Source organism: Candidatus Arsenophonus nilaparvatae (genome assembly GCF_045346035.1).
Taxonomy (GTDB): domain Bacteria; phylum Pseudomonadota; class Gammaproteobacteria; order Enterobacterales; family Enterobacteriaceae; genus Arsenophonus; species Arsenophonus nilaparvatae.
The window spans coordinates 139,206-162,813 of sequence record NZ_CP158508.1; the positions used below are offsets into that span (position 1 = coordinate 139,206).

At 38.8% G+C, this 23,608-nt stretch carries 23 protein-coding genes and 3 pseudogenes; 9 read left to right on the plus strand and 17 right to left on the minus strand.

Annotation, left to right across the window (positions count from 1 at the left end):
• Positions 1-15: 15 nt before the first annotated feature.
• From WH390_RS15235 to WH390_RS15255, 5 genes are read right to left on the minus strand one after another with little or no spacing between them, the layout of a single operon-like run.
• Positions 16-1,008: a phytanoyl-CoA dioxygenase family protein gene (locus tag WH390_RS15235; protein ID WP_395971249.1), complete on the minus strand. Its 993-nt coding sequence runs from the start codon at positions 1,006-1,008 to the stop codon at positions 16-18.
• On the minus strand, positions 983-2,698 hold the full coding sequence (locus WH390_RS15240; RefSeq protein ID WP_406850731.1) for a methyltransferase: 1,716 nt from the start codon (positions 2,696-2,698) through the stop codon (positions 983-985). The genes WH390_RS15235 and WH390_RS15240 overlap by 26 nt, the downstream gene beginning before the upstream one ends.
• A gap of 26 nt (positions 2,699-2,724) precedes the next feature.
• Complete coding sequence (locus WH390_RS15245) at positions 2,725-3,753, minus strand: radical SAM/SPASM domain-containing protein (RefSeq protein WP_406850732.1); 1,029 nt, start codon at positions 3,751-3,753, stop codon at positions 2,725-2,727.
• Between the two features lie 28 nt (positions 3,754-3,781).
• Complete coding sequence (locus WH390_RS15250) at positions 3,782-5,080, minus strand: glycosyltransferase (RefSeq protein ID WP_395971255.1); 1,299 nt, start codon at positions 5,078-5,080, stop codon at positions 3,782-3,784.
• A gap of 18 nt (positions 5,081-5,098) precedes the next feature.
• Positions 5,099-5,998, minus strand: coding sequence for an NAD-dependent epimerase/dehydratase family protein (locus WH390_RS15255; protein ID WP_395971257.1), 900 nt, complete (start codon positions 5,996-5,998; stop codon positions 5,099-5,101).
• Between the two features lie 558 nt (positions 5,999-6,556).
• On the opposite strand from WH390_RS15255, the pseudogene WH390_RS15260 reads away from it, so the two are divergent.
• A pseudogene (locus WH390_RS15260) lies at positions 6,557-7,343 on the plus strand (IS3 family transposase); the annotation flags it as partial.
• A 22-nt stretch (positions 7,344-7,365) separates the two neighbouring features.
• Here the strand turns inward: WH390_RS15260 and WH390_RS15265 are convergent.
• The 6 genes and pseudogenes from WH390_RS15265 to WH390_RS15290 all read right to left on the minus strand — a co-directional run bounded on the left by WH390_RS15265 (position 7,366) and on the right by WH390_RS15290 (position 12,308).
• Positions 7,366-8,187 (minus strand): IS630 family transposase, encoded by an 822-nt coding sequence (locus WH390_RS15265; RefSeq protein ID WP_395971259.1) that lies wholly within the window; start codon positions 8,185-8,187, stop codon positions 7,366-7,368.
• A 369-nt stretch (positions 8,188-8,556) separates the two neighbouring features.
• Positions 8,557-8,811 (minus strand): Txe/YoeB family addiction module toxin, encoded by a 255-nt coding sequence (locus WH390_RS15270; RefSeq protein ID WP_395971585.1) that lies wholly within the window; start codon positions 8,809-8,811, stop codon positions 8,557-8,559.
• A 103-nt stretch (positions 8,812-8,914) separates the two neighbouring features.
• Positions 8,915-9,169, minus strand: coding sequence for a YoeB-YefM toxin-antitoxin system antitoxin YefM (gene yefM / locus WH390_RS15275; RefSeq protein ID WP_395971261.1), 255 nt, complete (start codon positions 9,167-9,169; stop codon positions 8,915-8,917).
• A 279-nt stretch (positions 9,170-9,448) separates the two neighbouring features.
• Positions 9,449-10,608 (minus strand): IS3 family transposase gene (locus WH390_RS15280; RefSeq protein WP_395971263.1). Its coding sequence is split into 2 segments (ribosomal slippage): positions 9,449-10,329 and positions 10,329-10,608, totalling 1,161 coding nucleotides; the frame shifts between segments, so codons are not numbered across the junction.
• A 57-nt stretch (positions 10,609-10,665) separates the two neighbouring features.
• Positions 10,666-11,379: pseudogene (locus tag WH390_RS15285) on the minus strand (reverse transcriptase N-terminal domain-containing protein); the annotation flags it as partial.
• 107 nt (positions 11,380-11,486) lie between these two features.
• Complete coding sequence (locus tag WH390_RS15290) at positions 11,487-12,308, minus strand: IS630 family transposase (RefSeq protein ID WP_395971265.1); 822 nt, start codon at positions 12,306-12,308, stop codon at positions 11,487-11,489.
• 555 nt (positions 12,309-12,863) lie between these two features.
• On the opposite strand from WH390_RS15290, the gene WH390_RS15295 reads away from it, so the two are divergent.
• Complete coding sequence (locus tag WH390_RS15295; RefSeq protein WP_406850733.1) at positions 12,864-13,091, plus strand: hypothetical protein; 228 nt, start codon at positions 12,864-12,866, stop codon at positions 13,089-13,091.
• Positions 13,092-13,145: 54 nt separating this feature from the next.
• On the opposite strand, the gene WH390_RS15300 is transcribed toward WH390_RS15295, so the two are convergent.
• The 3 genes and pseudogenes from WH390_RS15300 to WH390_RS15310 all read right to left on the minus strand — a co-directional run bounded on the left by WH390_RS15300 (position 13,146) and on the right by WH390_RS15310 (position 16,199).
• The gene (locus tag WH390_RS15300; protein ID WP_406850734.1) at positions 13,146-14,597 is read right to left on the minus strand and encodes a UvrD-helicase domain-containing protein; all 1,452 of its coding nucleotides are present in this window, start codon (positions 14,595-14,597) and stop codon (positions 13,146-13,148) included.
• A gap of 401 nt (positions 14,598-14,998) precedes the next feature.
• Positions 14,999-15,223, minus strand: a pseudogene (locus WH390_RS15305) (HU family DNA-binding protein); the annotation flags it as partial.
• Entirely contained in the window at positions 15,222-16,199 is a 978-nt protein-coding gene (locus WH390_RS15310; RefSeq protein ID WP_395971593.1) for an IS1595 family transposase, read from the minus strand. The pseudogene WH390_RS15305 and the gene WH390_RS15310, both read right to left, overlap by 2 nt.
• A 1,105-nt stretch (positions 16,200-17,304) precedes the next feature.
• On the opposite strand from WH390_RS15310, the gene WH390_RS15315 reads away from it, so the two are divergent.
• The 4 genes from WH390_RS15315 (at position 17,305) to WH390_RS15330 (ending at position 19,598) form a co-directional block, all read left to right on the plus strand.
• On the plus strand, positions 17,305-17,478 hold the full coding sequence (locus WH390_RS15315) for a hypothetical protein (RefSeq protein WP_395971273.1): 174 nt from the start codon (positions 17,305-17,307) through the stop codon (positions 17,476-17,478).
• Positions 17,479-17,614: 136 nt separating this feature from the next.
• Entirely contained in the window at positions 17,615-18,466 is an 852-nt protein-coding gene (trfA, locus tag WH390_RS15320) for a plasmid replication initiator TrfA (protein WP_395971275.1), read from the plus strand.
• 245 nt (positions 18,467-18,711) lie between these two features.
• Positions 18,712-19,305, plus strand: coding sequence for a helix-turn-helix transcriptional regulator (locus WH390_RS15325; RefSeq protein WP_406850735.1), 594 nt, complete (start codon positions 18,712-18,714; stop codon positions 19,303-19,305).
• A complete protein-coding gene (locus WH390_RS15330; protein ID WP_395971279.1) occupies positions 19,302-19,598 on the plus strand; it encodes a hypothetical protein in 297 nt (98 codons plus the stop codon). The genes WH390_RS15325 and WH390_RS15330 overlap by 4 nt, the downstream gene beginning before the upstream one ends.
• Here WH390_RS15330 and WH390_RS15335 read toward each other — a convergent pair.
• The 3 genes from WH390_RS15335 to WH390_RS15345 are packed head-to-tail and all read right to left on the minus strand — an operon-like array spanning position 19,551 to position 22,021.
• Entirely contained in the window at positions 19,551-20,849 is a 1,299-nt protein-coding gene (locus tag WH390_RS15335) for a cytosine permease (RefSeq protein ID WP_395971281.1), read from the minus strand. The two genes, WH390_RS15330 and WH390_RS15335, sit on opposite strands and share 48 nt — an antisense overlap.
• Positions 20,850-20,902: 53 nt before the next feature.
• Positions 20,903-21,604, minus strand: coding sequence for a PAS and helix-turn-helix domain-containing protein (locus tag WH390_RS15340; protein ID WP_290604126.1), 702 nt, complete (start codon positions 21,602-21,604; stop codon positions 20,903-20,905).
• Between the two features lie 3 nt (positions 21,605-21,607).
• On the minus strand, positions 21,608-22,021 hold the full coding sequence (locus tag WH390_RS15345) for an N-acetyltransferase (RefSeq protein WP_290604125.1): 414 nt from the start codon (positions 22,019-22,021) through the stop codon (positions 21,608-21,610).
• A gap of 338 nt (positions 22,022-22,359) precedes the next feature.
• On the opposite strand from WH390_RS15345, the gene WH390_RS15350 reads away from it, so the two are divergent.
• Genes WH390_RS15350 through traE form a run of 3 tightly spaced genes read left to right on the plus strand, consistent with a single transcriptional unit; the run spans position 22,360 to position 23,589 of the window.
• A complete protein-coding gene (locus WH390_RS15350) occupies positions 22,360-22,713 on the plus strand; it encodes a type IV conjugative transfer system pilin TraA (protein WP_290604123.1) in 354 nt (117 codons plus the stop codon).
• Positions 22,714-23,010 carry a type IV conjugative transfer system protein TraL gene (gene traL / locus WH390_RS15355; protein WP_395971284.1) on the plus strand — a complete coding sequence of 99 codons (297 nt, stop codon included), beginning with the start codon at positions 22,714-22,716 and terminating at the stop codon, positions 23,008-23,010.
• A 9-nt stretch (positions 23,011-23,019) separates the two neighbouring features.
• Positions 23,020-23,589: a type IV conjugative transfer system protein TraE gene (traE, locus tag WH390_RS15360; protein WP_395971286.1), complete on the plus strand. Its 570-nt coding sequence runs from the start codon at positions 23,020-23,022 to the stop codon at positions 23,587-23,589.
• The last annotated feature ends 19 nt before the right edge of the window (positions 23,590-23,608 follow it).

A 23,608-nucleotide genomic window follows, 5' to 3' on the forward strand; every position in this document is an offset into this window, starting at 1 on the left:
CTAAAATAGGATTTTTTATCCGTCCGTATTGAGCCATTGATTTATTGGTCTTAAAAGGCTATACCATAAATGTGCATAGACTTTACCTTGGGCGTCTCCTCCATTGTGATAGGTGGCAGCGTAATGAAGAATAGAGACCCCTGCTAGGGCTTTTTGGGTTTGGGGGGTATCGATATTAAAGGGGAGCTTTTTCTGGTAAGTTAATTGTTTTTGCCACAATTTAATAATCGTCGCAAAATCAGCATCTACAGCTTGCTGTGACAATTTTTCTAGTCCTTTTTTTAACAGTGATTCTGTCACTTTTGCACATGTCCACATCCCAAAATAGGCGGGGATTCTTTCCGGTATATCAAGGGATAATGGATGATTACTTCGACTCCAACGTGTAACCAATGCAAATCGATTTTGGCCTGAGGTGTTTTTCGCACTACGGTGCCAAATTCTTGAATCAAATGCAATCACATCCCCCATTTTTACAGGTACCTTGATTAAGTTTTTTTGCCATTTAGCGGATTGGTGTTTGTGATCTATAAACTCAGGAGACCAAAAATCCACTGCGGGTTCAATTTTATCTTTTTGACTATATGGTAAAAATTCAAGGACCCCGTCAGAAAGATTGACATCCTGTAAAGCCAACCATAAAGAAAACTCATAAGGATCTTCTCGGGAATAAGAAATATCCTGATGGCAAGGTACGGGTAAATCTGCGTAAGCGGATTTACTGATAATATTTATTTTATGTAGTCTAACTGAGCCCCCGATAAATGCCCTTGCAATATCCATCAACGGAGTTTCTATCGACGGATAGAATTGTTCTGTCATTAGACAAGGATGTGCCCATCGACTAACTGACTTTAAATAGTCTCCAATATCGCAGGCTAATTCCTTTGCATAGGTGTTTATCCAAAAGGTCACGGTTTTATTTATTAATAAAACTAACTCACGATTTACCGCATTATTTAATACAACGATGCCTGTCTCTTCAAAAATGCTTCTTTTTGATTGCATTGCGGGATTTTCCTTTAAGGTTGTTTTTTAACACTAAGAGGTCCGCCGTATCGCTAATTTTTAGGTGTTGCAGCATAGATAATGAGGATTTCTCTAATAATATTTTCCACTGACTTAACGTCCTTAATTTTCCGCCACTTTCCGCTAGCATATTGAGATCAAGCAAAGCCCCTTCAGGTCTTTTTTCGTCAATAAGCATCTCTGTTAAATAAATTTTCCCATTAGGTAATAAGGCATCGTGGGCTTTCTGTAAAATAGAAATAGCCTGTTTGTCAGGCCAATAATGTAGGACTCTAGGCAGTAAAATAGCATCTGCCATTTTTGGCCAGGGATGAGATAACACATGTGATTGTAAATGATATCGAAACTTAAGCGAAGAATTGATAGAAATAGGGTGAAAAATATAATCCTCGCCTAATAATAATGCCTGTAAGTGTTTGTACGTCGTTAAGGCTCGTTCTAGCAATCCCTTTGCACTTCTGCCTATACCAATAACTTGTTGATGTTGCTGCCAATCAATCAACGTTAGTAAAACTGAAAAATCTTCTCTGGCGTATCCATCAATTGCATGATGATACCTTTCTCTATTTTCATTTGATGCGCTGACTTTAAATAAAGTATGAGGGTTGTCTCTCCCCTCACTAATAATTTTAGCTAAATTTTTCCAAGCTATCCTATAAACATCAGACCACATAATTGCAGCAGATGATAAAAAATTATCTTTATGTGGAACAAAATCCTTTCCATTTTCTGTTAATTGCCATAACCCTGTTTCATTTTTTACAAAATCTAATTCCCATAAGGCGCGTAATAATCTTCCGAGATGTTTAGACGGTAATCCTATTTTTTTAGCTATCTCTTCTGTTGTGCCCGGTAAACCATCCAATAGTTGCAAACGAGCGGTGAGAGCCAGTGTCTCTGTCTGCCAAAATCCTACCATTTTCCCTGAAATTTTTTGCCAAATTTTTTGACTGGCCGGCCGTAATTGAATAATTTTTTGACCGCGAGTATCAATGGTTAATAACTCGCCTAAAAAAGTTTCCACATGAGCCACACCATTGTAGAATGGTTCGACTTGAGCATATCGCTGCGGATAAAGTGACTGGCCTGATTTATCGACGTGATACCACCCTTGTTTATCTTTTGCTCTAGCTTGGCCCTTATGAAAGATATCTAATCCTAAAAACCAGTTTCGATGAAGTAATTTTCCTTGCTTATCGATATGAGTATGTAATCCCGCTTTGTTACAGATAACAGCCACGCCATCTTTAAAATCACCGACATAAGTGTACATTTCTTTATAAGCTTTTTCTCCGTGATGATTAATATGAAAATAATGATTTTTTTTATCTCTGACTGGACATAAGCCTTCTTGAAAATTACCACACCATAAATAACGAGCGGGATAACATTCCTTCCCATCAGGTTTAATATGAAACCAGCCGGATTTATCTCTAACGGCAGCAAGTCGCTCATAAAAACCATATGTTTCTAAAAAACGGCGAGTATAGTTAGGCAAGCCATGAATATTGATATGATAAGCGCCTGATTCATCTTCAACAGCGGCTAACCCTGGTTCATGGTATTTCATAATTTTATTAAAGCGAGACGAATAGATGGGAATATTCCCCAACAAATGGAACGTTCCGCACGGAGAAATTTGCGTTTTTTGCCAATTTATCAAGTCCATAAACGTTCCTTAGGGTATTTTTGTCATCAAAAATTGATCGGTTTCCTCATGTTACATCCTTTACATACCGCGTATTGCATATAGTTTTTCTTAAGATCTTCATATGATTGACTTTGCCAAATATTCGTAAGGGTTTGATTTTTCAGATTCCCAAAGTTACCTAATTGACGCCGTTCTTTATCGGGTGCACAACAGGGATTAAATTGTCCATCAGTTGCGACCCAAGCTTCTTGTCCCAAAAAAGGGCATACCCCACCAGGCGATAAATCCTGGTGAGCCGATTTATCGAGTAAGTCCATATTCACTAATTTGATAAAATTACCATTCGGTAATCGATGAGTATTAGCGAGTGTTCTGGCTTGCATAACCGCTTGATTCCAGCGAGAAATAGCCTCTTCATTTCGTCGCATTGACAACGATTTAATTTCTTTAAAATGCGCCCATAAATGATGACCTTTAATACGATCAACACCCATATCGATACCTAGTTGCACGATGTTCGCTAATTCTTGTACATTGGTTTCGAGAAAAGTCATCTGTAAAGTGATTTGACAATAATTTCCGCCCTTTTCTGCATAATCATTGCGGATAATGATAAATTTCTTTAAATTATTTAAGACTTTTTCCCACCGGCTTCCTAACATAATTTTTTCTTGTACGTTTTTACTTGCGCCATTCCAGGATATTTTTACATCCGATGTAACAGGAATAAGTTCCCTAGCCCAGGTTTCAACGCCCTTTCGTGGAAAAGTTCCATTAGTCGTTAAGTTAAGTTTAATTTTATATTTATGGCACAATGCAATAATTTCATCAAAGTGTTGATAAATTAAGGGTTCTCCCATGGTTGAAGGGATTATTTCTCGTAATGGAGTTCCTTGGGAATCAGCAAGAATCTTTCTGATTAAATCAATATCCATCCGCCTTTTAGGTATACCTGCCTTTATCCTATTAGGCTGAGTGAGACTATAAGGGGAATGATCTTCACACATGATGCATTTTAAATTACAATCATCAGGGTTAGTATCGAAGGTAATACGCCATGGTCCGAGTTTCATTTTAATTTCCTCAATAGATGTCACTATTTTAAAGTAGTGATTTGTAGATTTTCTCTATTTCTGCAACGTGATCTTTTTGACTCGGAATATTACCGTCCGGCGATTGGATATAACCCCGTAGGCCTAACTTTTTTGCCCATGAGGGATGATTAACTAAACGTTGCATTTGCTCAGATAAGCTTTTTTCATTTCGATGTTCAAACAAGAGTCCGTTAATCTCATGATGGACATATTCAGCCATGCCGCCTATGTTGGCGGTAATGACAGGAATTCGGGCTTGCAATGCTTCGTGGATCACCAAAGGTGAATTTTCTACCCATATCGAAGGAACAACGATACAATCTACATGATTAAAAACGGTCTTAATGATTTTTTCGTTAGAGTATTCGGGTAACCACTCAATACGAGATTGAACTTGAGAAGGCAGTTTTGCGGCGATTACGTGTAATCCTGCTGTATTTTGCGGTCTAGGCCTTCCCCAAATGCGTAATCGACAGTTATCTCCCAACCTAGAAAACGCTTGAATTAATAGCTGGATCCCTTTAGCTGGAATATGGGTGCCGATATAACCAAAAGTAAAATCCTCTTTAGAGAGACGTTGACGACGGCTAAGTCTATCTAAATCAAAACCATAATCTAAATAAATCATTTTATGAGGCGGCAGCCCAAAATCGGTTATATATCGATGGTATAAATAGAAGGAAGGGGCAATAAAGTATTTTATTTTTTCTGCAACCTGATACATCTGATGCATACGCCGCTTTACCCAATTAGTCCAATACGCAATATCAATACTATTTTCATTTTTATTTCCTGAGAAATAACCGGAATAACAGTATGTTGCGCACTTTTTATTTTTTTGTCCGTCACAAAGTGACCATAGGGGAGAGTCAACATCAGGATTACGTTGTATAAATTGCCCACGTGGGCACATTAACCAATAATCATGTAGCGTATAAACCATCGGAATATTTTTTTTCGCGATAATATCGACTAATGAAGTGGATAGGTGATTGAGGTGTCCAATGTGAACTATCTGAGGTTTTATCCTATCAATAAATGATTCTACTCGCTTATCTAAGTATGGGTGCTGATAACGGTAGCGGTATTTTTCGAGGGGGATATTGATTTTGTGTAATGTAATAGACGGGTGATGATTATCTTGTGTTATGTTCCAAGTGAAATCTTCGGCAAACGGGTTTTCTTCTCGAGTGAGAACATGAACTTCATTATTTTTCGCTAAACCATGACATAACATTTGGCTATAAACTTCAGAGCCTGCATTATAATGAGGGGGATATCCATGAATGATTTTTAGTATTCTCATCTTCAATCCTCGCCAAAATTATGCCGATTTTTTTTGATAAAAATCGTTTATTAACAGGGAAATGCCTGTTTCAATATCTATTTTAGGCACCCAATTCAATAAACAACGTATTAAGCTGTTATCACCATAAAATGTTGAAACATCGAAACATCGAGGGGGATCGATAATGAGCTTGAGTGGATGCTTGGCAGAGCCGTTGACCAATTTTGCCAGTGTTTCTAAGGAAACAGGTTGACCCGATGTAATATGCATCGTGGGTAATTCTTGTCCTTGTTCTAGACGCTTTATAACTTTAAATATCGCTTCAACCACATCGGTAACATGTGTAAAATCAAACATATTAGTGGGTCCCTCAATATGAATGGGTTTTCCTGTGACAGCAGCTTGACAAAAAGCGGGGACAACCCGATCATGATGATCATCAATACTTCCGTATACACTCGAAAAACGTAAAATTGCGGTTTTTAATCCCTTTAATTTGTATTTTGCAACCAATCCTTCCGCTGTGACTTTCGAATTGGCATAAATGTTTAATGGTTGCAAGGGTGCTGATTCTTTGACAGGGAATAACTGTTGCTGCCCATAAACCTCTCGGCTGCTTGCATATAATACCCAGGGTTTTTTAGGGGATTGGTATGCTAAATCAAGGAGATTATTTGTCCCCGTGACATTAGTTTCCCAACAAATGTCCGGTTGTTTTTCACCCCAAATAACCCGAGAAATAGCGGCTAAATGGATAACGCCATCACAATGTTTTAGCCGTTGTTGTAATATCTTAGGAAGAAGAATGTCACCGTATTCAGAAGAATCTTCAGGCAATTTGCTATCAAATTTTTCTATCCAATAGAATTTATCAATTTTTTTACAAAGCGCTTGACCGATTAAACCACTTGACCCGGTTATTAAGATTTTTTTCATCGGACGCTCCATTAAAAGTGGATAGCTGTAAATTACATTTTAGCCCACATTTTTTAATTAACAAAAAAATTACATTAATTTACGTTAAACGTCTAAGAGTTTCAAAATTTTTTTAACAAAAAAAACTATTTTGGGATAGAATAACGCGGTGAAAAAAATGATTTTTCCATTTTTTAGGCGAGTGTGAAGTTTCTAAACAGACTGCCATGATGTTTTGATGAGCAATATGCGGTTATTTTGTGCAATAGAGCGTATTTTAAATAGATCTCCCCTTACCTCCAACAAAGGGACGTAGCGCATTAGGACAATCTCTAAAGTGTATATTACCATGCATGGAGATCAGCTAATAACACTGATGGAGATCACTTTGACTTCAATTTATCTTTTGGCTCTTCTTTAATCAAAATTTCTTCCATTTACGGAAAATAGTTAACGGAAATTCCGCTTCCTCGTTCATTCGCTCGCTAAAGCTCGGTCATGATACTTGTAGTGGCATACTGAATTTGGCCACCTAAGTTGAGGTGATATGCTTACCTCATAATTTTTATAGGTGGACCAATGAGTAAAAAAATGACTGCTGAATTTAAATGTGAAACCGCCAAATTAGTCCTTGACCAAAATTACACCCACCTGGAGGCAGCGAAAGCGATGAATGTAAGCCTTTCAGCTATTAGCAGATGGGTAAGAGCCCTTCGTTTAGAACGTCAAGGAAAAACAGCCCCTGGTCTGCCATTAACGCCGGAGCACATTGAGTTCAGGGAATGAAGAAAAAAATTCAACGCCTGGAAATGGAGAATGACATCTTAAAAAAGGCTACTGCGCTCTTAATGTCGGACTCAATGAAAAATTCTTGGTAGTTGACAAGCTAAGGGCGCTTTATCCGGTAAAAGCGTTGTGTGGTATTTTTGATATTCACCGAAGCAGTTATCGCTATTGGTGTCGACCCAAGGCACCAGATGCTGAACGGACAGTAAAACGTAGCCTGGTCAGCGAAGCTTGGAACGTCAGTGGCGGGTCTGCTGGCGCGAGGCGTATCGCCACGATAGTTACCAATACATACGGTGTAAAACTTGGCCGTTGGCTGGCCGGTAAACTAATGGAAGAGTTAAACATTATCAGTTGCCAAACGCGAAAACATCAATACAAACGGGGAGAAGATGAGCGCGTTGATATTCCCAATCTTCTCAACAGACAATTTTCTGTCACCGGACCTGACTAGGTTTGGTGTGGCGATGTAACCTATATTTGGACAGGCTCACGATGGGCGTATCTGGCGGTGGTATTGGATTTATTTGCTCGAAAACCTGTGGGCTGGGCAATGTCATTTTCGCCAGACTCACAATTATAGCTAAGCGACTTAATTTTGATTACACCATATGGAGTGAGAACAAAATATCTGTGTCGCAACCGCTCTCTCTTTTTTTACTTTTAGCATGTGCCCATTTATGCTCAATTGGATTCAGATCTGGCGAATATGTAGGCAAATATTCCACCATATGCCCCGCATCGATTATGACTTGTTGAATAGTCTGTTTCTTGTGAAAAGTTGCATTATCCATCATGATTACACTGTTTTTAGGAAGTACTGGGATAAGGACTTGTGTGACCCATGCATAGAAAACATCGCTATTAATATTGATATCAAATAATCCGATAGCAAACAGCGTTGTGCCCAATAAAGCCCCGATAACATTTGTTCTTCCGTTGGCTCCCCAGTTCTTCAGACCAAAACACCGTTGACCTTTTGGGGAATAGCCGTGAGTCCGTGGGGTATCGTGTGAAAAACCACTTTCATCAATAAAAACAATAGGCTTACCTTCTTCTTCATACTGTTGTTTTTTTTGTTGAAACGTTTGCCGAGCGCTTTCGTCGGCTTTCGGATGACGTAGCGTTTTTTTATAGGTCAATCCCATCTTTTTAAGCGCTTGCCAAATGGCCTTCTGACAAACGCCAAAACGCTCTGCACGCTCTTTTTGGTAAGCATCTGGATATTGTTCAACATCTTTTATCAACTCGGATTTATCGATTTTTCGCTGACGCGTAGTCGATGCTTTTGGCTCTATTTGATTAATCCAACGCGATACAGAGGCAGGGCCAATCCGAAATTGCTTCGCTGTTTCTCTGATACTCAACCCTTCTTCTTCCATCGTAGATATCACTTTACGTCTAAAATCAATTGAATAGCTCATGTAAATAATGTAATCAAAATTAAGTCGCTTAGCTATACCATCGAGTCAGCCAACGATGCGAGGCTGAAGGTGCAATATTTAAGAAAGTAAATTACATTCTTATTTAATGTGAGTGGTTGCAACAGCACGAAATTTAAAAATGCTTTTTACGTTTTCAAACTATGTGAGACATTGACCGATTGGATTAGTTGTCCTAGTGGTTTTATTTTTATTGATAACAGTTAACTATGAAAATAGTTTGCATGGTGATAACTCCGGTTTTTGACGGCTTTTTAAAAGCAACATTACTTGGTTAAAATGTATAAAAACAATCATCGTAATAATAAAACCGATTTTTGGATTCTGATTTATACTTTCATTATTAACTATTTAATAGTGATATCGGCAAGAGGCTATTTCTAGCCCTTTATCAGTAACCCTATAAACCAATCTATGCTCATCTGTGATCCTTCTAGACCAAAAGCCTGTTAAATTATATTTTAATGACTCTGGCTTTCCTATACCGCTAAATGGCTCTCTTTTTATATCTTTAATTAGTTCGTTGATTCGTTTAATATTTTTCTTATCAAATTGTTGCCAATAAAGATAATCATCCCATGACTTGTCTGAAAATATTAAGTTCATAATAGAAAAAACCATTGTAAAAAAACCATCAATAAAAGCACAACAATACCACCTACAGAAAAGAAATAAGGGTTGTTTAATAACAATTATCAACATTTTAAAATCAAATATTATCAATGAACTTAATAACGGTTTTACCGCTATTAAGTTCATCAATAGAATCGAGTAAGTGACGAGCATTTGCAGGGGAGCGCAATAAATGGGCTGTTTCTTCTAATGATTGAAAGTCATCTAAAGATAATAAAACGCATGACACTCCTTTTTGGCGCGTGATTAACACGGGAACTCTGTCATTGATGGCTTCATTCATGACGGAAGTTAAATTTTGTCTCGCTTCACTATAATTTACAGTTTTCATGCTGACCTCGTATAGAAAGTTACTTTATATGCAGTATACGCCAAATTGATAGAAAGTACATATATTTGTACTTACATATCAAATAACAATTCCCGGTTAATGGATAGCAAACACCTCTTTTTTACGTTTTTGGTGGTCGGCAGTATGCTAATATATTGCTTGGTTAAATAGCCATTTTATTTAAGATACCATCACAACAATATTAACAGATTGTTTAAAAGGCTGAGGCACGATGAAACCAGACGAAAACTGTAATGGTCAACAAATTCTGTAGAAGATCTAAGCGGCATTCTTTAGTTCATGATATTTTTGATGTGGCGTTAAATAACCAATCGTTGAATGGCGTCGATAATAATTATAAAACTGAATGTAATTTTCAACTTCATAGACAACAGATTGATGATTCATAAACGATAAATGGTTAAGCTTTTCTGTCTTTAAACTCCTAAAAAATCTTTCCATCACGGCATTATCGAGGCAATTACCTCGCCGACTCATGCTTTGAGTTATTTTCCGTTCAAAGAGGTGCGCCCTAAACTCCTCCGATGAATATTGGCAACCTTGATCTGAATGGAACATCAAACTTGTCGTATCCGGTAATTGCCGTTCAATGGCGTTATCTAAGGCTTCTTTCACTAATTTCGTATCCGGTTTTGTTGATAAGGCATAACCAATAACTTCTTTGGTGGCTAAATCTAACACGCAAGCTAAATAGCTCCACCCATAGTGATATCTAATATACGTGATATCACCGACATAATAGTGATTATGCTGTTGAGGGGAAAATTGTCGTTTAAGCAAATTAGGGGCATATCGATGTTCGTTACCCGATGAGGGATAGTAATGCTTTTTCGTTGGTCTAATTGCAACTAATTGATTTAATTTCATGATGTTTGATATTTTATAAGTGCCAATCTGGCACCCTAAACCCTTTAACTCAGCTTGGATACGTCTTTTGCCATAAGTTTGGCCCGATGTATAAAAAATACGTTTGATTTCGCCACACAGCCTTTCATTTTCAACTGTCGGTATTTTCGTTTCATAATAAAAACTACTACTGCTTACTTCAAAAAGATGGCATAACTCAGTGACCGTAAAATTGGGGTACATAATTTTCATTTGCTTCACGATTTTGAGTTTTGATTGTCGAGGATGAAGTAAGCCGCGGCTTTTTTTAATATGTCATTATCCCTCTGAGCACGCTTAAGTTTTGCTTCTAATTCTTGTATGCGCTGTTGCTCGGGCGTTAACGCTTTTGATTTTACAGGCGTATTCCCATTCAACTCGGCAAGATATTGTTGCTTCCAGCGCGATACGGCAGATTTACCCGCACCGGATATTTTTTCAACTTGGATATTGCTATATCCACCTTCAACCATGAGTTTTGCATATTCCAGTTTTTGCTTTGCGCTAAAGGTCACTTTTACTTTTCGTGGCATGTTTATACCTATAAGATTTTGCTTAATTATAAGCTATAAATCTCTACAGTTTTATTAGACCACTACACCCTGAGGAGTGCCCTTCGCAGTAGGGAATAGCTTTTTCCCCTCAAAGTATCCCATCTTAAGCCATCTCTTTAAGATTAGATGGTTCAGGGGGACGTTCTGTAACAGCCACTCATGCGATATATTGTCAAAACATCCCTTTATATCCGCTTCAAGAACCCATCTTGCAGCATTAGTTTTGTTCAGTACGGTAAAGCACTGCTCAATGGCATCTGCTGCCGATCTTTCCTGACGAAAGCCATAAGAATGAGGATCTGCTTTAGTTTCCGATACAGGCTCTAACGCTAATAGATATAAAGCCTGCATAGCTCGATCAATCATGCACGGGATCCCTAACGGTCTTTTCTTACCATTGTTTTTAGGAATATAAATCCTTCTTAATGAATTAGGATGGTACCCATAAGATATAAGCATTTTGATCGCACGATACTTTGAACGTGGAGTAGACCATACTTTCTTGTCTATTCCAGCTGTTCTTTTGCCTCGATTTTCTGTCACTCGTTTGACGGCAAGAGCCTTGCCACTAAAAGAGTGGGTAAGCAGATGTTGTAAAGATTTAACTTTGTTCCATCTGCCTTCCTTTGTAGCCTTAACGATACGGGTTTGTAGCCTTCTGGTTTCTCTGTAGCATTTTCTCCACGGAATTTTGTCCCATGGTTCCAGATAAACTGAGGATGCACCAACACTCTTTGTCAGTGTTGTCATCTGCTTTTCCTCCATTGAAGTTTTATCAAACTCTCTCGTTATGAAAAGCCTGATCGAAGTCTGCCCGTTTTCACGTGGGATGATATAGCTAAGCGACTTAATTTTGATTACACCATATGGAGTGAGAACAAAATATCTGTGTCGCAACCGCTCTCTCTTTTTTTGCTTTTAGCTTGTGCCCACTTATGCTCAATTGGATTAAGATCTGGCGAATATGTAGGCAAATATTCCACCATATGCCCCGCATCGATTATGGCTTGTTGAATACTCTGTTTCTTGTGAAAAGTTGCATTATCCATCATGATTACACTGTTTTTAGGAAGTTCTGGGATAAGGACTTGGGTGACCCATGCATAGAAAACATCGCTGTTAATATTGATATCAAATAATCCGATAGAAAACAGCGTTGTGCCCAATAAATCACCGATAACATTTGTTCTTCCCTTGGCTCCCCAGTTTTTCAAACCAAAACAGCGTTGACCTTTTGGGGAATAGCCGTGAGTCCGTGGGGTATCGTGTGAAAAACCACTTTCATCAATAAAAACAATAGGCTTACCTTCTTCTTCATACTGTTGTTTTTTTTGTTGAAACGTTTGCCGAGCGCTTTCGTCGGCTTTCGGATGACGTAGCGTTTTTTTATAGGTCAATCCCATCTTTTTAAGCGCTTGCCAAATGGCCTTCTGACAAACGCCAAAACGCTCTGCACGCTCTTTTTGGTAAGCATCTGGATATTGTTCAACATCTTTTATCAACTCGGATTTATCGATTTTTCGCTGACGCGTAGTCGATGCTTTTGGCTCTATTTGATTAATCCAACGCGATACAGAGGCAGGGCCAATCCGAAATTGCTTCGCTGTTTCTCTGATACTCAACCCTTCTTCTTCCATCGTAGATATCACTTTACGTCTAAAATCAATTGAATAGCTCATATAAATAATGTAATCAAAATTAAGTCGCTTAGCTATATAGTCTAAGACGCAATCCCTATCCACTTTGTTACAGAGTGACATTCGCTTTCTCGATCATCCTTTACCCGCATTTCTATAGGTTCACCTTACGGTTAACTTTGCTTTGTAGCAGAAATACGGGCTTACCATGTTTCGCTTTAATGACAAGGGCAGGTTAGGCTTCACGTCTTCCCCGGTGATGTTGCGTTCCTGTGCCCAGATTCAAAAGCTGAGGCAGCCTATCACTTACCTTTTGGTTCAAGTCTGTCAGCATCTTTGACTTGTTCGTCAGTAACGAGGATTAAACCGTAATTCACATATGTTAGCCATACTGCTCAGCCTAGCATCCCTGCCGGATGATGCTTCCAGCAGTTGAGTTGCCTCACGGCTTAAACTCTTCTGAATAAGGATTACATTGTCCCAGAGGCTTCACACCATGCAGTTACCCACATCGCATGCTCTGGTAGGCTACTGTTGAGGAAACAACAGGTCTCGCTATCCGTAAGGACGGGTGAGACAATCATAAAAGCGACTTTCATGTCGCACCTTGAATATGGCATCGTGGGGTGTTGGGGTGAATTTTTTACTCATCCGATATCTTCAATAATTGCTCGCGTCAGATTGAATTATGGCAAACAAGCGGGCTATATTAAATACGCTATTTATTCATTACATTTCAGACATCATAATCCAGCCATACAAAAACGCACCCTATCTTCTCGGGTGCGTTTATTTTTTGTTACTGGCATATCTTTATTTGGCTAATCACAGGAAAATGGCTCACAATCGATTACAGGCGCTTCTAGAGGCATTACTGGATTAAGTCTGTGCCGTTTTTTCATTCTCAGCAACTTTGGCTAAAATATTTACCAACAATTTATTGATGATAAGTGTCTTCTTCGCTCGAGTCGCTGAGACATACAGTAAATTGACTTCATCTCTAAAAGCTGCTTTGTCCATATTAGGGTCAAAGAGATTATTCGGAAAGTCATTATTGATTTCGACAATGTCCCATTCCAGTCCCTTTGCACGGTGGGCAGTGGTAACGGTAATACTGGCTTCCTCTTCTGTTTCTACGGTTCGTTTCCGTAAAACATCCACTTTCTTTGGTAGTGGCGTAAATTTTTCGATGATTTTGATAGATTGCAACATTTCTTGGTCACCACTGGCATTGGCCATGTGCTTATAATTCGCATAATTACGATATTCGGTGTAAAGCCGTTGGTGACTCATCTTTTTTCGCTTGCCGAGTGAAAACCAGTGAAGGTTAATTAATTCATCGATGCGATAAGCATCAATTCCATTGACCCAATAGATAGTTGCTTTTTTGCTACTGGCTTCCAGTGCTGAACCAATTACGCCTGCTACCGTTCGACTGAGGATGGCGCGGTGAGGAAAACCTTGCTTAGGAACATCAATAAGAATGTCATCCTTTTCACCTCTACCAACCACTTGATGCGTTTCACCGTTCATGGCCAGTAATGCATTCGCCATATCCGCAACACAGGCACCAAAGCGAAAGCTATGGGTTAACCAGAGACGGTCAGCATCACTAAGCGAAGGCGCATTTAATGCATCGACAGCCCCTCGAAAACGATAAATTTGTTGATGAGCATCACCAACCATCACTAACTTCGTGGTTTGACGAAAAACGATATCGTGAGTAACCGGATTAGCGTCCTGTGCTTCATCAAACAAGATAACGTCAAAACGGTGAGAAAGGTTAGGTTGAGAGAGTTGGTACAGCTTCAAATACATATCATGAATAACGGGGAAATTATCAGCAAGGTCAATCATTCGATGCCAAAGACGTTCACTCTGCATGACGACTTCGTGAGCCGTAAACGATTTTTTGACTTCCCCCATCAATATTGAGGGACAGTGACGTAACATAATCTGACTATCCACACTGCACATAAAGTTTTTTAAGGTGTCCTGAATCGCTTTTACGTATACCCAGTCATCACTCTGAGTAGCATTGGCGATATCAAAAAGACGCAGAGAATGGGTTAATCGATTAGCGTAATTTCTACCAAAACTAGGCCATGCCAGTTGATGGGATGTTTTACAAAGCACATTAGCCGGAAACTTCTCGTCTGCCTCTTCCCTCACTGAGCGATTAAACGCAATGTAGAGCATCCGGAGTTCGGGATGTTTTTCGGCATATTTCACTAACGTTGAGGTTTTCCCTGTTCCGGCAAAAGCATTAACAACGAGCTTCTCTCCCTGCCAGTCAATGACAGCTTGTTGTTCTGGCGTTGGATTTATCAAAATCTTCTCCTGCATTACTCAATGCTATAAGTTTACCAGAAATTGATTGAATAGGTGTTTTAGGGAAATCTGTGCAGTTTTTGATATTGCGTTTGACTTTAATGCTAAAGTTAAAGCGACAGAGAACGCATTGTGAGCGACGATAAATTTTCGGCTGTACGAATTACGTTTTTATCGAGAAAATCGCTCAGAATGGATTACAGGCGGTTTTAGAGGGGGTTATGGCGGGTATTTCTGTTTTGATTTTCAAAAATGATTAGATTTATCGATTATTAATTTCTGATAGACGTTTTTTGCTGTTCAAAATCGTTCGGTTTCGAACACGCCACAAAACACCTGTACGAAAATAGTCAAATTGTGTTCTGTACAGGCGTTTTAATTCGTACATGCTTTTCGGTCAGTTATTTGACGGCTTCTTTCAAAGTCTTACCCGCTTTAAAAATCGGTACGTTTGCAGCAGCAATTTTAAGTGTCTCACCCGTTTTGGGGTTGCGTCCATCTCTGGCTGCGCGTGGCTTAACCTGAAAACTGCCAAAGCCAACGAGTTGTACTTCATCTCCCGCCTTTAGCGTTTCTGTCACGGTTTCGATGAATGCGTTAAGTGCCTTCTCTGAATCTTTTTGGCTATGTCTGCGTTAAATGTTGTACATCGAACAGGCCCAAGGCTTCTTTCAGTAAAATCAAAGGATTGATTAGGATTTTATGGCGCTCGAGTATGCGTCTCCAGCCCAGATAATGCGTAAGGTACCTGGTGGCGACCCCATGAAACGGGCGCATCCAGTTTTTCAGTCTGCTGTCGTAGGCGTTAACATTCTGAATATGAAAAGGTCCATTGACCCTGCGCTTCTGCCTGAGGTTTACCGAGCGATGGGGTATTCCCTGTTCCCGGGCTACGTGGGCATAGATCTTCGTACTGTCGGTGCAAAGAATCGCATCCGCGTCGATCAAGGGCGCTAACCGCTCTCCGACATGCCGAATGTCAAGTTTATCCAGCTGGAAGTCGGCATGTTGACCGCTACGATCCTGAACCACCAGTACGGGGATCTGCTCGGCTGATATCCCCCGCAACCTGGCTTTTCCTCCCCGTTTTCGCGGAGGCCGTGGAAGTCCCCTCTTCCCTTTGAACGACTCAAGGAAGAAGGTTTCATCAGCTTCGACGATACCGTACGCATGAAGTGCCTGATGTCCGGCAATCTGCTTCAGAAATCGGTGTCGCCAGCGGAACGCCGTATCCTTGTTTATGCCACAGCCTGTTGCGGCCCTGCGTACACTCAGACTCTGAATCAACGTATCAGCATAATCCAGCCAGAGATGCCGCTTTCGTAACCGGGCCATTGGCGTACCTGTCAGTGGGTTACAGGTTTTACCACAGGATTTGCCGCGATAGCGGGGAAGACCACGACTGGATCCCCACGGTCGTAATGCCCCCAGATGGTAATGTGGGCAGTTATCCGGTGTAGTTCTCAACACATCCGGGAGAGGTTTGTCTGCTGAAAGAGAGGCTTTCACCTGCTCCCGCTGCTCATTATTAAGGCTGGAAAGCTTGGAAATCCAGCGATCCAAGATGGTCGCCTCCGGCGACGACTTGTCACTGTCCTTCAGTTTTAATATATTCCATTCACATTATAAGCGCCTGTAAGACTCTCTTGGGCATTCAAATTCAAAAGCACTACATTGGGTTACTTATATCAAGAAAACGCCTTATAAAGCGTTCTGGGTACCTCAAAATCGATTTATGACGATTGGTTGAGTACATATTTCCATTTCAATCTTAAAAATACCCAAATTGATTAATATTTAACCGTTTTGGGTATTAATTTCTTATACATGAACTGAATCGCGTCCATGATTTATACCTATCGTCGGAAGAAATCATGATCAGTTTAGCCCACAACCACACTTTACGCAGACATAGCCATCTTTTTTGGTTAAGTCGGCTTTTTCAGCAATTTGATTGATAAGTTCGGTTTTGTTCATGGTGTGCTTGAATTAATGGATACGTTAATCCTAGTGATGCTAGCTGGGGCAGCGCTATAGTGCAATGTTTCAGCGTTAATTAACTCAAAAAAATATTTTTAATTAAAATCCCACCGCTCGACGCAAGTCTGTGACCGAGCGAAGCGAGTGAGCAGACGAGGAAGCGGAATATCACTATCAGCAAAAGAGAAATACGGTCACTCAGTAGTAACATATTTTTCGGTTCTGGATTTTTGTTGAAGGGAAAGTTATCCACAGGGGTAACGCCGATTAAAAAGATTATATTTTTTTGATTATAAAAGATTAGCTGGCTTTTGGGGTGATTTTCTTTTTCCTTTTTTTCTTTTATTTTCAATAAGTTACATAAATCCCCTGTTGTTTTTTTTTCCTTTAAAATCAATAGCTTATGAACTTATTTAGTTGAGCTATCACCTTCCTATTTACTTCATTAAATTAATATAAATTATTGTATTTATTATTATTATTAATTTTATCGTTTCTTATTTCGTTTGTTTTTTTGTTCTTTTCCATGTTTTGGTATCCGCTATGCCGTGTTTTGGTATCCGCTATGCCGTGTTTTGGTATCCGTTATGCCGTGTTTATTGTTGTTTTTTTACTATTACTACTACTATTATTATTGCTATTATTCGTTTATTTATTTATAGTTATTATTCATTGGTAAATCCATGCTTTTGTCCAATTAAAAAAAGGATTAGGTTATTTAATAATCATGAAAAATAAAACCAGTGATTTTAAAGAAGATATCTTAAGGCTTAGATCTCAAGGGTCTTCTTACGAGGATATAGCAATTTGGCTTGCAACTCATAAAAAATTCGGGGTTACTGCTGGAGCTATACGTGCTTTTGTGAAAAAGCAGGAAATGATTGATGCTTTAAAAAAATAATATCTGCCCCTTTTGACTTTGGAAGAGACAAGGGGCAGACGCTAACAGCTAATACTATAGGTACATTTATGTCAGCAACATTAATAATAAAATTTTTGGCGCTTCCTTGTAAAGAAAAACAACAAGGAGCTATTTAATGAAAAATATATGGGATAGAGTTGATTTTATTGCAAATAAAATATCAGAAAAAAAAGATAACTGTTCTGAAAAAAATAATCCCATTAAAATTCCTCTTAAAGATAATGTTTACTTGCCAGTCACTAGAACAAATAGAATTCCAGTTCCTAACACTATTCTCAGGAGCGCTTTGTTTGGTTTAGTTGCTAAAGGCAAGAGAAAAATAGAGAAGAGAGTATTAAAGTCTACATTAAACGGTTATACCGTTAGATACTCAGGAGAGCAATTAGATCAAGCAGATTTGGATGTTTGGCTGGAATGTTTACAACGTTGTCAGCAAATCCCATTGGGAAATATAGTTAAGTTTTCTTCATATGAATTTCTAAAATCTATAAATCGTAATACTGGAAAATCTGCACATGAATGGCTTAAATCTGTTTTTTTTCGTTTAAAATTTAATGATATAGAGATATCAGATGGAAAATATACTTATTCAGGTAGTTTGATATCTGAACATTTTCGTGATGAAGAAACAAGTGAAAATTGTCTTATTTTGAATCCTAGGATTGTTGATTGTTTTGGTGATGTTGGATGGACTGGAATTACCAAAACATTGCGGTTAAAACTAAAAGGTAAACCACTAACACAGTGGTTGTATAGTTTTTATAGCAGTCATGCTAAATCATTCCCAATTAAGGTAGAAACAATAAAAATACTATGTGGTAGTGAAGTCAGTGAATTAAAAACATTTAAGCAGAAATTAAAAAAGGCTCTTTTAGAGTTATCTTATGTCACTGATTGGCATTGCGAAATTGATTGTACGAATAAAGTGGTCGTTAAGAAAGTAGTTAAGAAAAATGAAAGCATTTGAAGGTTAAATAACGCTCTGTATGAGTGCTGATTACACTCGTACAGAGCTAACCCAAACCCTAATAACGCTAGGAGTTGAGCTATGCGAAATAGTACGCATATTGCACGCATAATGAAAGCGTGCGGCATATCAATCGAGCAGCTTTTGAGCTTTGCTCACACATCAAAATATCTTACCAATCGTCAGCGCGAGTACCTTCGTAGTATCGGAGGTGCGGTATGAAATCCGAGATGATTAAATTCTTTTTGAGTAGCGGTGTACCTTCTGGTTTTGTTGATTGTGAAGGTGAGCTGGAAATGAATATGACAATGTCAGATTTGCTTTCTTCGATGATTTTTTCTGTCGAAATGAAAACGTTGATAGAGAAAGTTCACGCTGAAAGAGTGCCTTTTTCGTTGATGTGCAATCTACTCGCTAATTTCAAGAAATTACCTACCGTTTGGCAATTTCATTTCTTACCGCTTTTTTGTAGAGAAAATGGCTACCTAGGCACTTTCTTCCACGCCCACGAGTTCCTGTTTTTATCACCCTTGGAGTATGTCGATGGCATACCGCCTTATGCCGTGACTACAGAAAAGCCAAACAAGCTGTTCACTGATAAAGAGAGGGAAGTTCTGTTTTTAGCGTTGCATCGCTTGAATAGCAAGGAAATCGCCAGACGGTTAAATATCGGAACGAGAACAACTGATCATCATTTAAATATTATCTATGAAAAAGCCGATGTGCATTCTGCTTGTCAGCTAAGGGCATTTTGCAAATCCCAAGGATTTGAACGATATATTCCGTCTGAATTTATACATAAGGGACGTGGATTTGTAGAAATGGGAGGGATCGCATGAGTGTTTTTTATTCTGACGAACTAAAACAATTTTCTCAGTTGTTTCCTGAATTTACGCAAACTCAACAAGAAAATATTTTTCTCTTTGCAATTGGTATTCCTATTGCCAATATAGCTGATATCCGTCATGTCTCTATTCGAAGTGTCCAAGCTTCTTTGATTGAAGCTCAGCACCGTTTGGAATTAGGCTCGACTAGCTCATTGAGAGCGGTGGCACAAATGCGACTATTTCTCCCATTATTAAGATTAGCTTTTTATTTTTTTCATGAAAAAAGGGATTTTGATGAAGTTTAGTAAAACATAAATAACACTGGCAGTAAGCAAGGAATTAACAGTAGGAACGCCTGTTTCTATTGTTAATCCAATGTAGCTTGCTGTTATACAGGCAAAAAGGGCATACCAACCTATAAATGGTGTGTCTTTATTTTCGGGGATTTTTTCATATTGTTGTGTTTCTTTGAGAATATTTCTGTGAGTTTTGACAATAAAATAATCAGTTAGCATCACGCCGACTATAGGGGGAAAGACCACACCAAGCAGCGTTAAAAAATCCACAAATCTTTCCAAAATCCCTAAAACAGAAAGCGTTGTTCCAATGATACCTATTGTTAAGGTGATTAACGTATAATTGACCTTTTTGCCCGTTAGCACAGAAATTGAATTAGCAATACTCAATGATGATGAGTAAAGATTAATATCATTGACACGTAGAGTAGAAAAGATAACAACCAGCAATCCAATCCCTCCTGCTGTCTCGGTCATAATAGTGACAACATCTGCGGTATTTAATGCCCTGGCTAATAATATAGCAAGGCCATTAACCAGAAATTCACCCAGAATAATGGATACCATCGTCATAAGAAATACTTGCCGACTGTTTTTTGAATATCGACTCATATCGGGTGTAATAAGACTGGCTACAATACAACCGCCCATAATTAATGTAATGGCGGAAGGGAGTGTCATTGGTTCGCCAGTAGGAATTGAATTAATTAATTCAATGGTATTGTGATTATCAAGAATTCTCACAGAAATGAAGACAATAACGATGATAAAGAACGGGACGGCAATCCACGCCGTAAATCGTAAGGCTTTAAAGCCAAAAGCAACCAGGACGGTCAAAAATAATCCAGAAAATGTTGCTGACCATTCAACCCCTAACTTATCGCCTAATGCAAAATTAAGTCCTTTCGCAAAGACGGCATTTTGCACGCCAAACCAGCCTATCAAACTAATAGCTATCACCAAACTAACAAGGATTGAACCTATTTGTCCAAAACCACACCATCTGGTGAGGAGACTACTGGATAACCCCTCTTTCATACCCGCAAAGCCTAATCCAAAAGTTACCACCCCAAAAATAATACTGCTGATAAAAATGGCTAGAAAGGCATCAGCTATAGTCATTGAATGACCTAATACTGCGCCTAGCATGAATTGATCTAAAGCGGTTAACATGCCCGCATGCACTAAGGTGACACTAAGGAATGATAAACTTATATTAGTGGGAACACGACTTGTCGGATAGTTATCTATTAGGTTCATATGATAAGTTTACCTTGTTATAAATAGCAGTATTTATCCCGCACATAACCATTTTATTTTGTGATAAAATGAAGTCCTTTACATAAAAAAGAATCAGGCACATAGTTATCCAAGCCTATATGACTGCAATAGCCTTTTAATTGATAAAGGGAATGCACATCTGTTTTTTTGAAGATGATTTTTAACCGACTCTCGACAGTACGAGGGGCAATATTTAATATATTGGCAATTTCTTTATAAGATAAATTTTGGAGTACAAGAAAAATAACATTTAATTCTTTTTTGTTGAATGGGGTGTTTTTTATTTCTGTTGTAACTACCGTCGGATTTCTTTTATTTATGTTAATTAATGGGTTGATATAAATGAGTTCTTTTGCATTCCATAAAATACCTAAGGATTCTCTTTGAGAATTTAAAAGCGGAATTTTCTCGCTAATATAAGGGGTTAAACATTTATTGCCATTCCAATAATGTGTTTCTATTACTCTGACACTTCGATTAGTATTTGCGGTTAAATTATCATGCTGAACAAAGTCATCTGCCAGTTCACTCCATTGGGTAGGAAATTCACTATCTTTTTTCCCTTCGAAAGCAAAGTGTTGAGGGGTGTTTGTGAATTTTAGCGCCGCCTTGTTCATGTAGACATGGTGTGAATTTTTATCCTTAATTCCCCACGGTTCGTTGAGATGTTCTATCATCATAATCGCATGAGCAATAATATTATTGTTGCTATCAATATAGGCATTATTATTCATAGCTCAGATCCCTAGTTGTTTAGATAAATAATATCGGGTATGACGATGAGCGAACTGGGACAGGTGACCATATTCTTCGTATCCGAGCTTTTTATAAAAATTAACGGCTTGGAAATCGAAAGTATCAACATAAGCCATGTGACATTTTCTTTTTATCGCTTCATCTTCTGCCATCTGCATTAATTTTTTGCCAATATTCTTTTTTCTGTAATTTTCAGTTATCCATAAGTATTGGATGTCAAGACCTCCCCACCATGTTCTAGCAATTAATCCACCCTGAATCTGATTGTTATCTTGAAAAATCACTCTTAGAGGATGAATATCAACAGGCGTAAATTGTGAATTATGTTTCCATAGGTTATTTATTATGGTGTTTTCTTCTTTATCATTTTCGGTATCACTCAGTATAAATTCCATATTAATGTCATCCTGTTTGCTATTGATTAATGCGTAAAATATATCTTCATAATTTAGTTTTTTTATAAAAAATCACAAACATTACCCCTCGTCGCCATAGCACAAATTTAAAAAATTTCCACGTAATTTTTAGCACTTTTAATACCTAAATTTAGGGTATACCTTAAAGTAAATAAAATTTTCACTTTTAAAAAATCTAAAAAGGAGAAATTAATTAACATTAAAATTAACCACTGTTAATTTTTAATTACCTAAATTCCAACCCTTACTAAGGGTTAGCACAGCACAACGCTAAGTTTTTACTCAATTTAATCATTAACCGTTTTAAGGAGACTTAAATGAACGGCAAGGTCACTTCATGCCTAAAAAACCCTTTCACTGCGGGTGCGGTAGCCATCTTTAAGGTTTTAAAGCAACAACAATCGTTATTCACTCTGATGTTTTTTGGATTGTTAATGTTTATTCCTGCTATGCAGGTTTATGCGGATCCACCGACAACAGGGGATTTATTCAGTGGCGGCAAGGATGTAGTGAAAAGCACCTTCGGTAAAGGTTCCACCGTTGTCTGGATTTTGTACGTACTGGAAATCCTTGCCGCGATTTTTGCTTATGTAAAAACCAAAAATCTGGCGGTGTTTGGCGGGATTGCTGCGGTGATTGTATTTGTTAACGTGGTCTTCGGTTTGATTTAAATGAATGCCGCCTCTCGCTATCAGTTTCCGACCACGCTCACCCATCAGCGGCGTTTTTGTGGCCTGACGATGGATGAGGTGGTGGTTTACTTGCCGCTTATTGGTTGTGCGATTTTCGTCAATACGTGGATATTTGCCCCCGCATTAGCCGTCGCCTTTGTCGGGCTTCGCAGACTTAAGCAGGGCAAAGGGTCAAGTTATCTGTTGGGGCTGGCGTACTGGTGTTTACCGACTTCCATTATGCGTTTTTTTATCACTGTTTTACCCGAGAGTTTCAAACGGTACTGGATAGCGTGAGGCGACTACATGGATTATCAACTGCGAAAATCATCACAAAAACAACTGGCCATCGGGGTCGTGACCTGTGTGGTGATAACGGTGTTAAGTTTAGGTGTTTGCTACCGACTGCTGATGCAAAACAGGGAGTTGACTATCCAGCTTCTCAATAATCATCAAACGATTGTGACCCCCATGGTTGACCATGAAGGTTTTAGTTTTTACGGCACGCGCGGTGATGCACGTTATCTTCGCCTGATGGCCTTAAGTCTACTGAATCTGCGTCTTAACGTCTCTGCGCAAACCATCAAAGACAGTCATGATTTGTTGCTGGCCTATAGTGATGCACATTTACGCGAAAAACTGATTGCCGTGTTAGCCGAAGAGCGTCAGCGGATGAATATCAATGAAGCCAGCTCTACCTTCTATCTGAAGGCAGTCAAAGTGAGCGCTGATACCGGCGTGGTGGACATTACCGGCGAATTGCACTTTTTCTACGGCATTAAAGCCGTGGAGCCGGTCGAGAAGCACTATCGCTTGCGCCTCGAGACGCGTGACGGGGCATTGAAACTGACGGATTTTGTGGAGTTGCCGGTATGAAAAAACTGCTTTTTTGCTT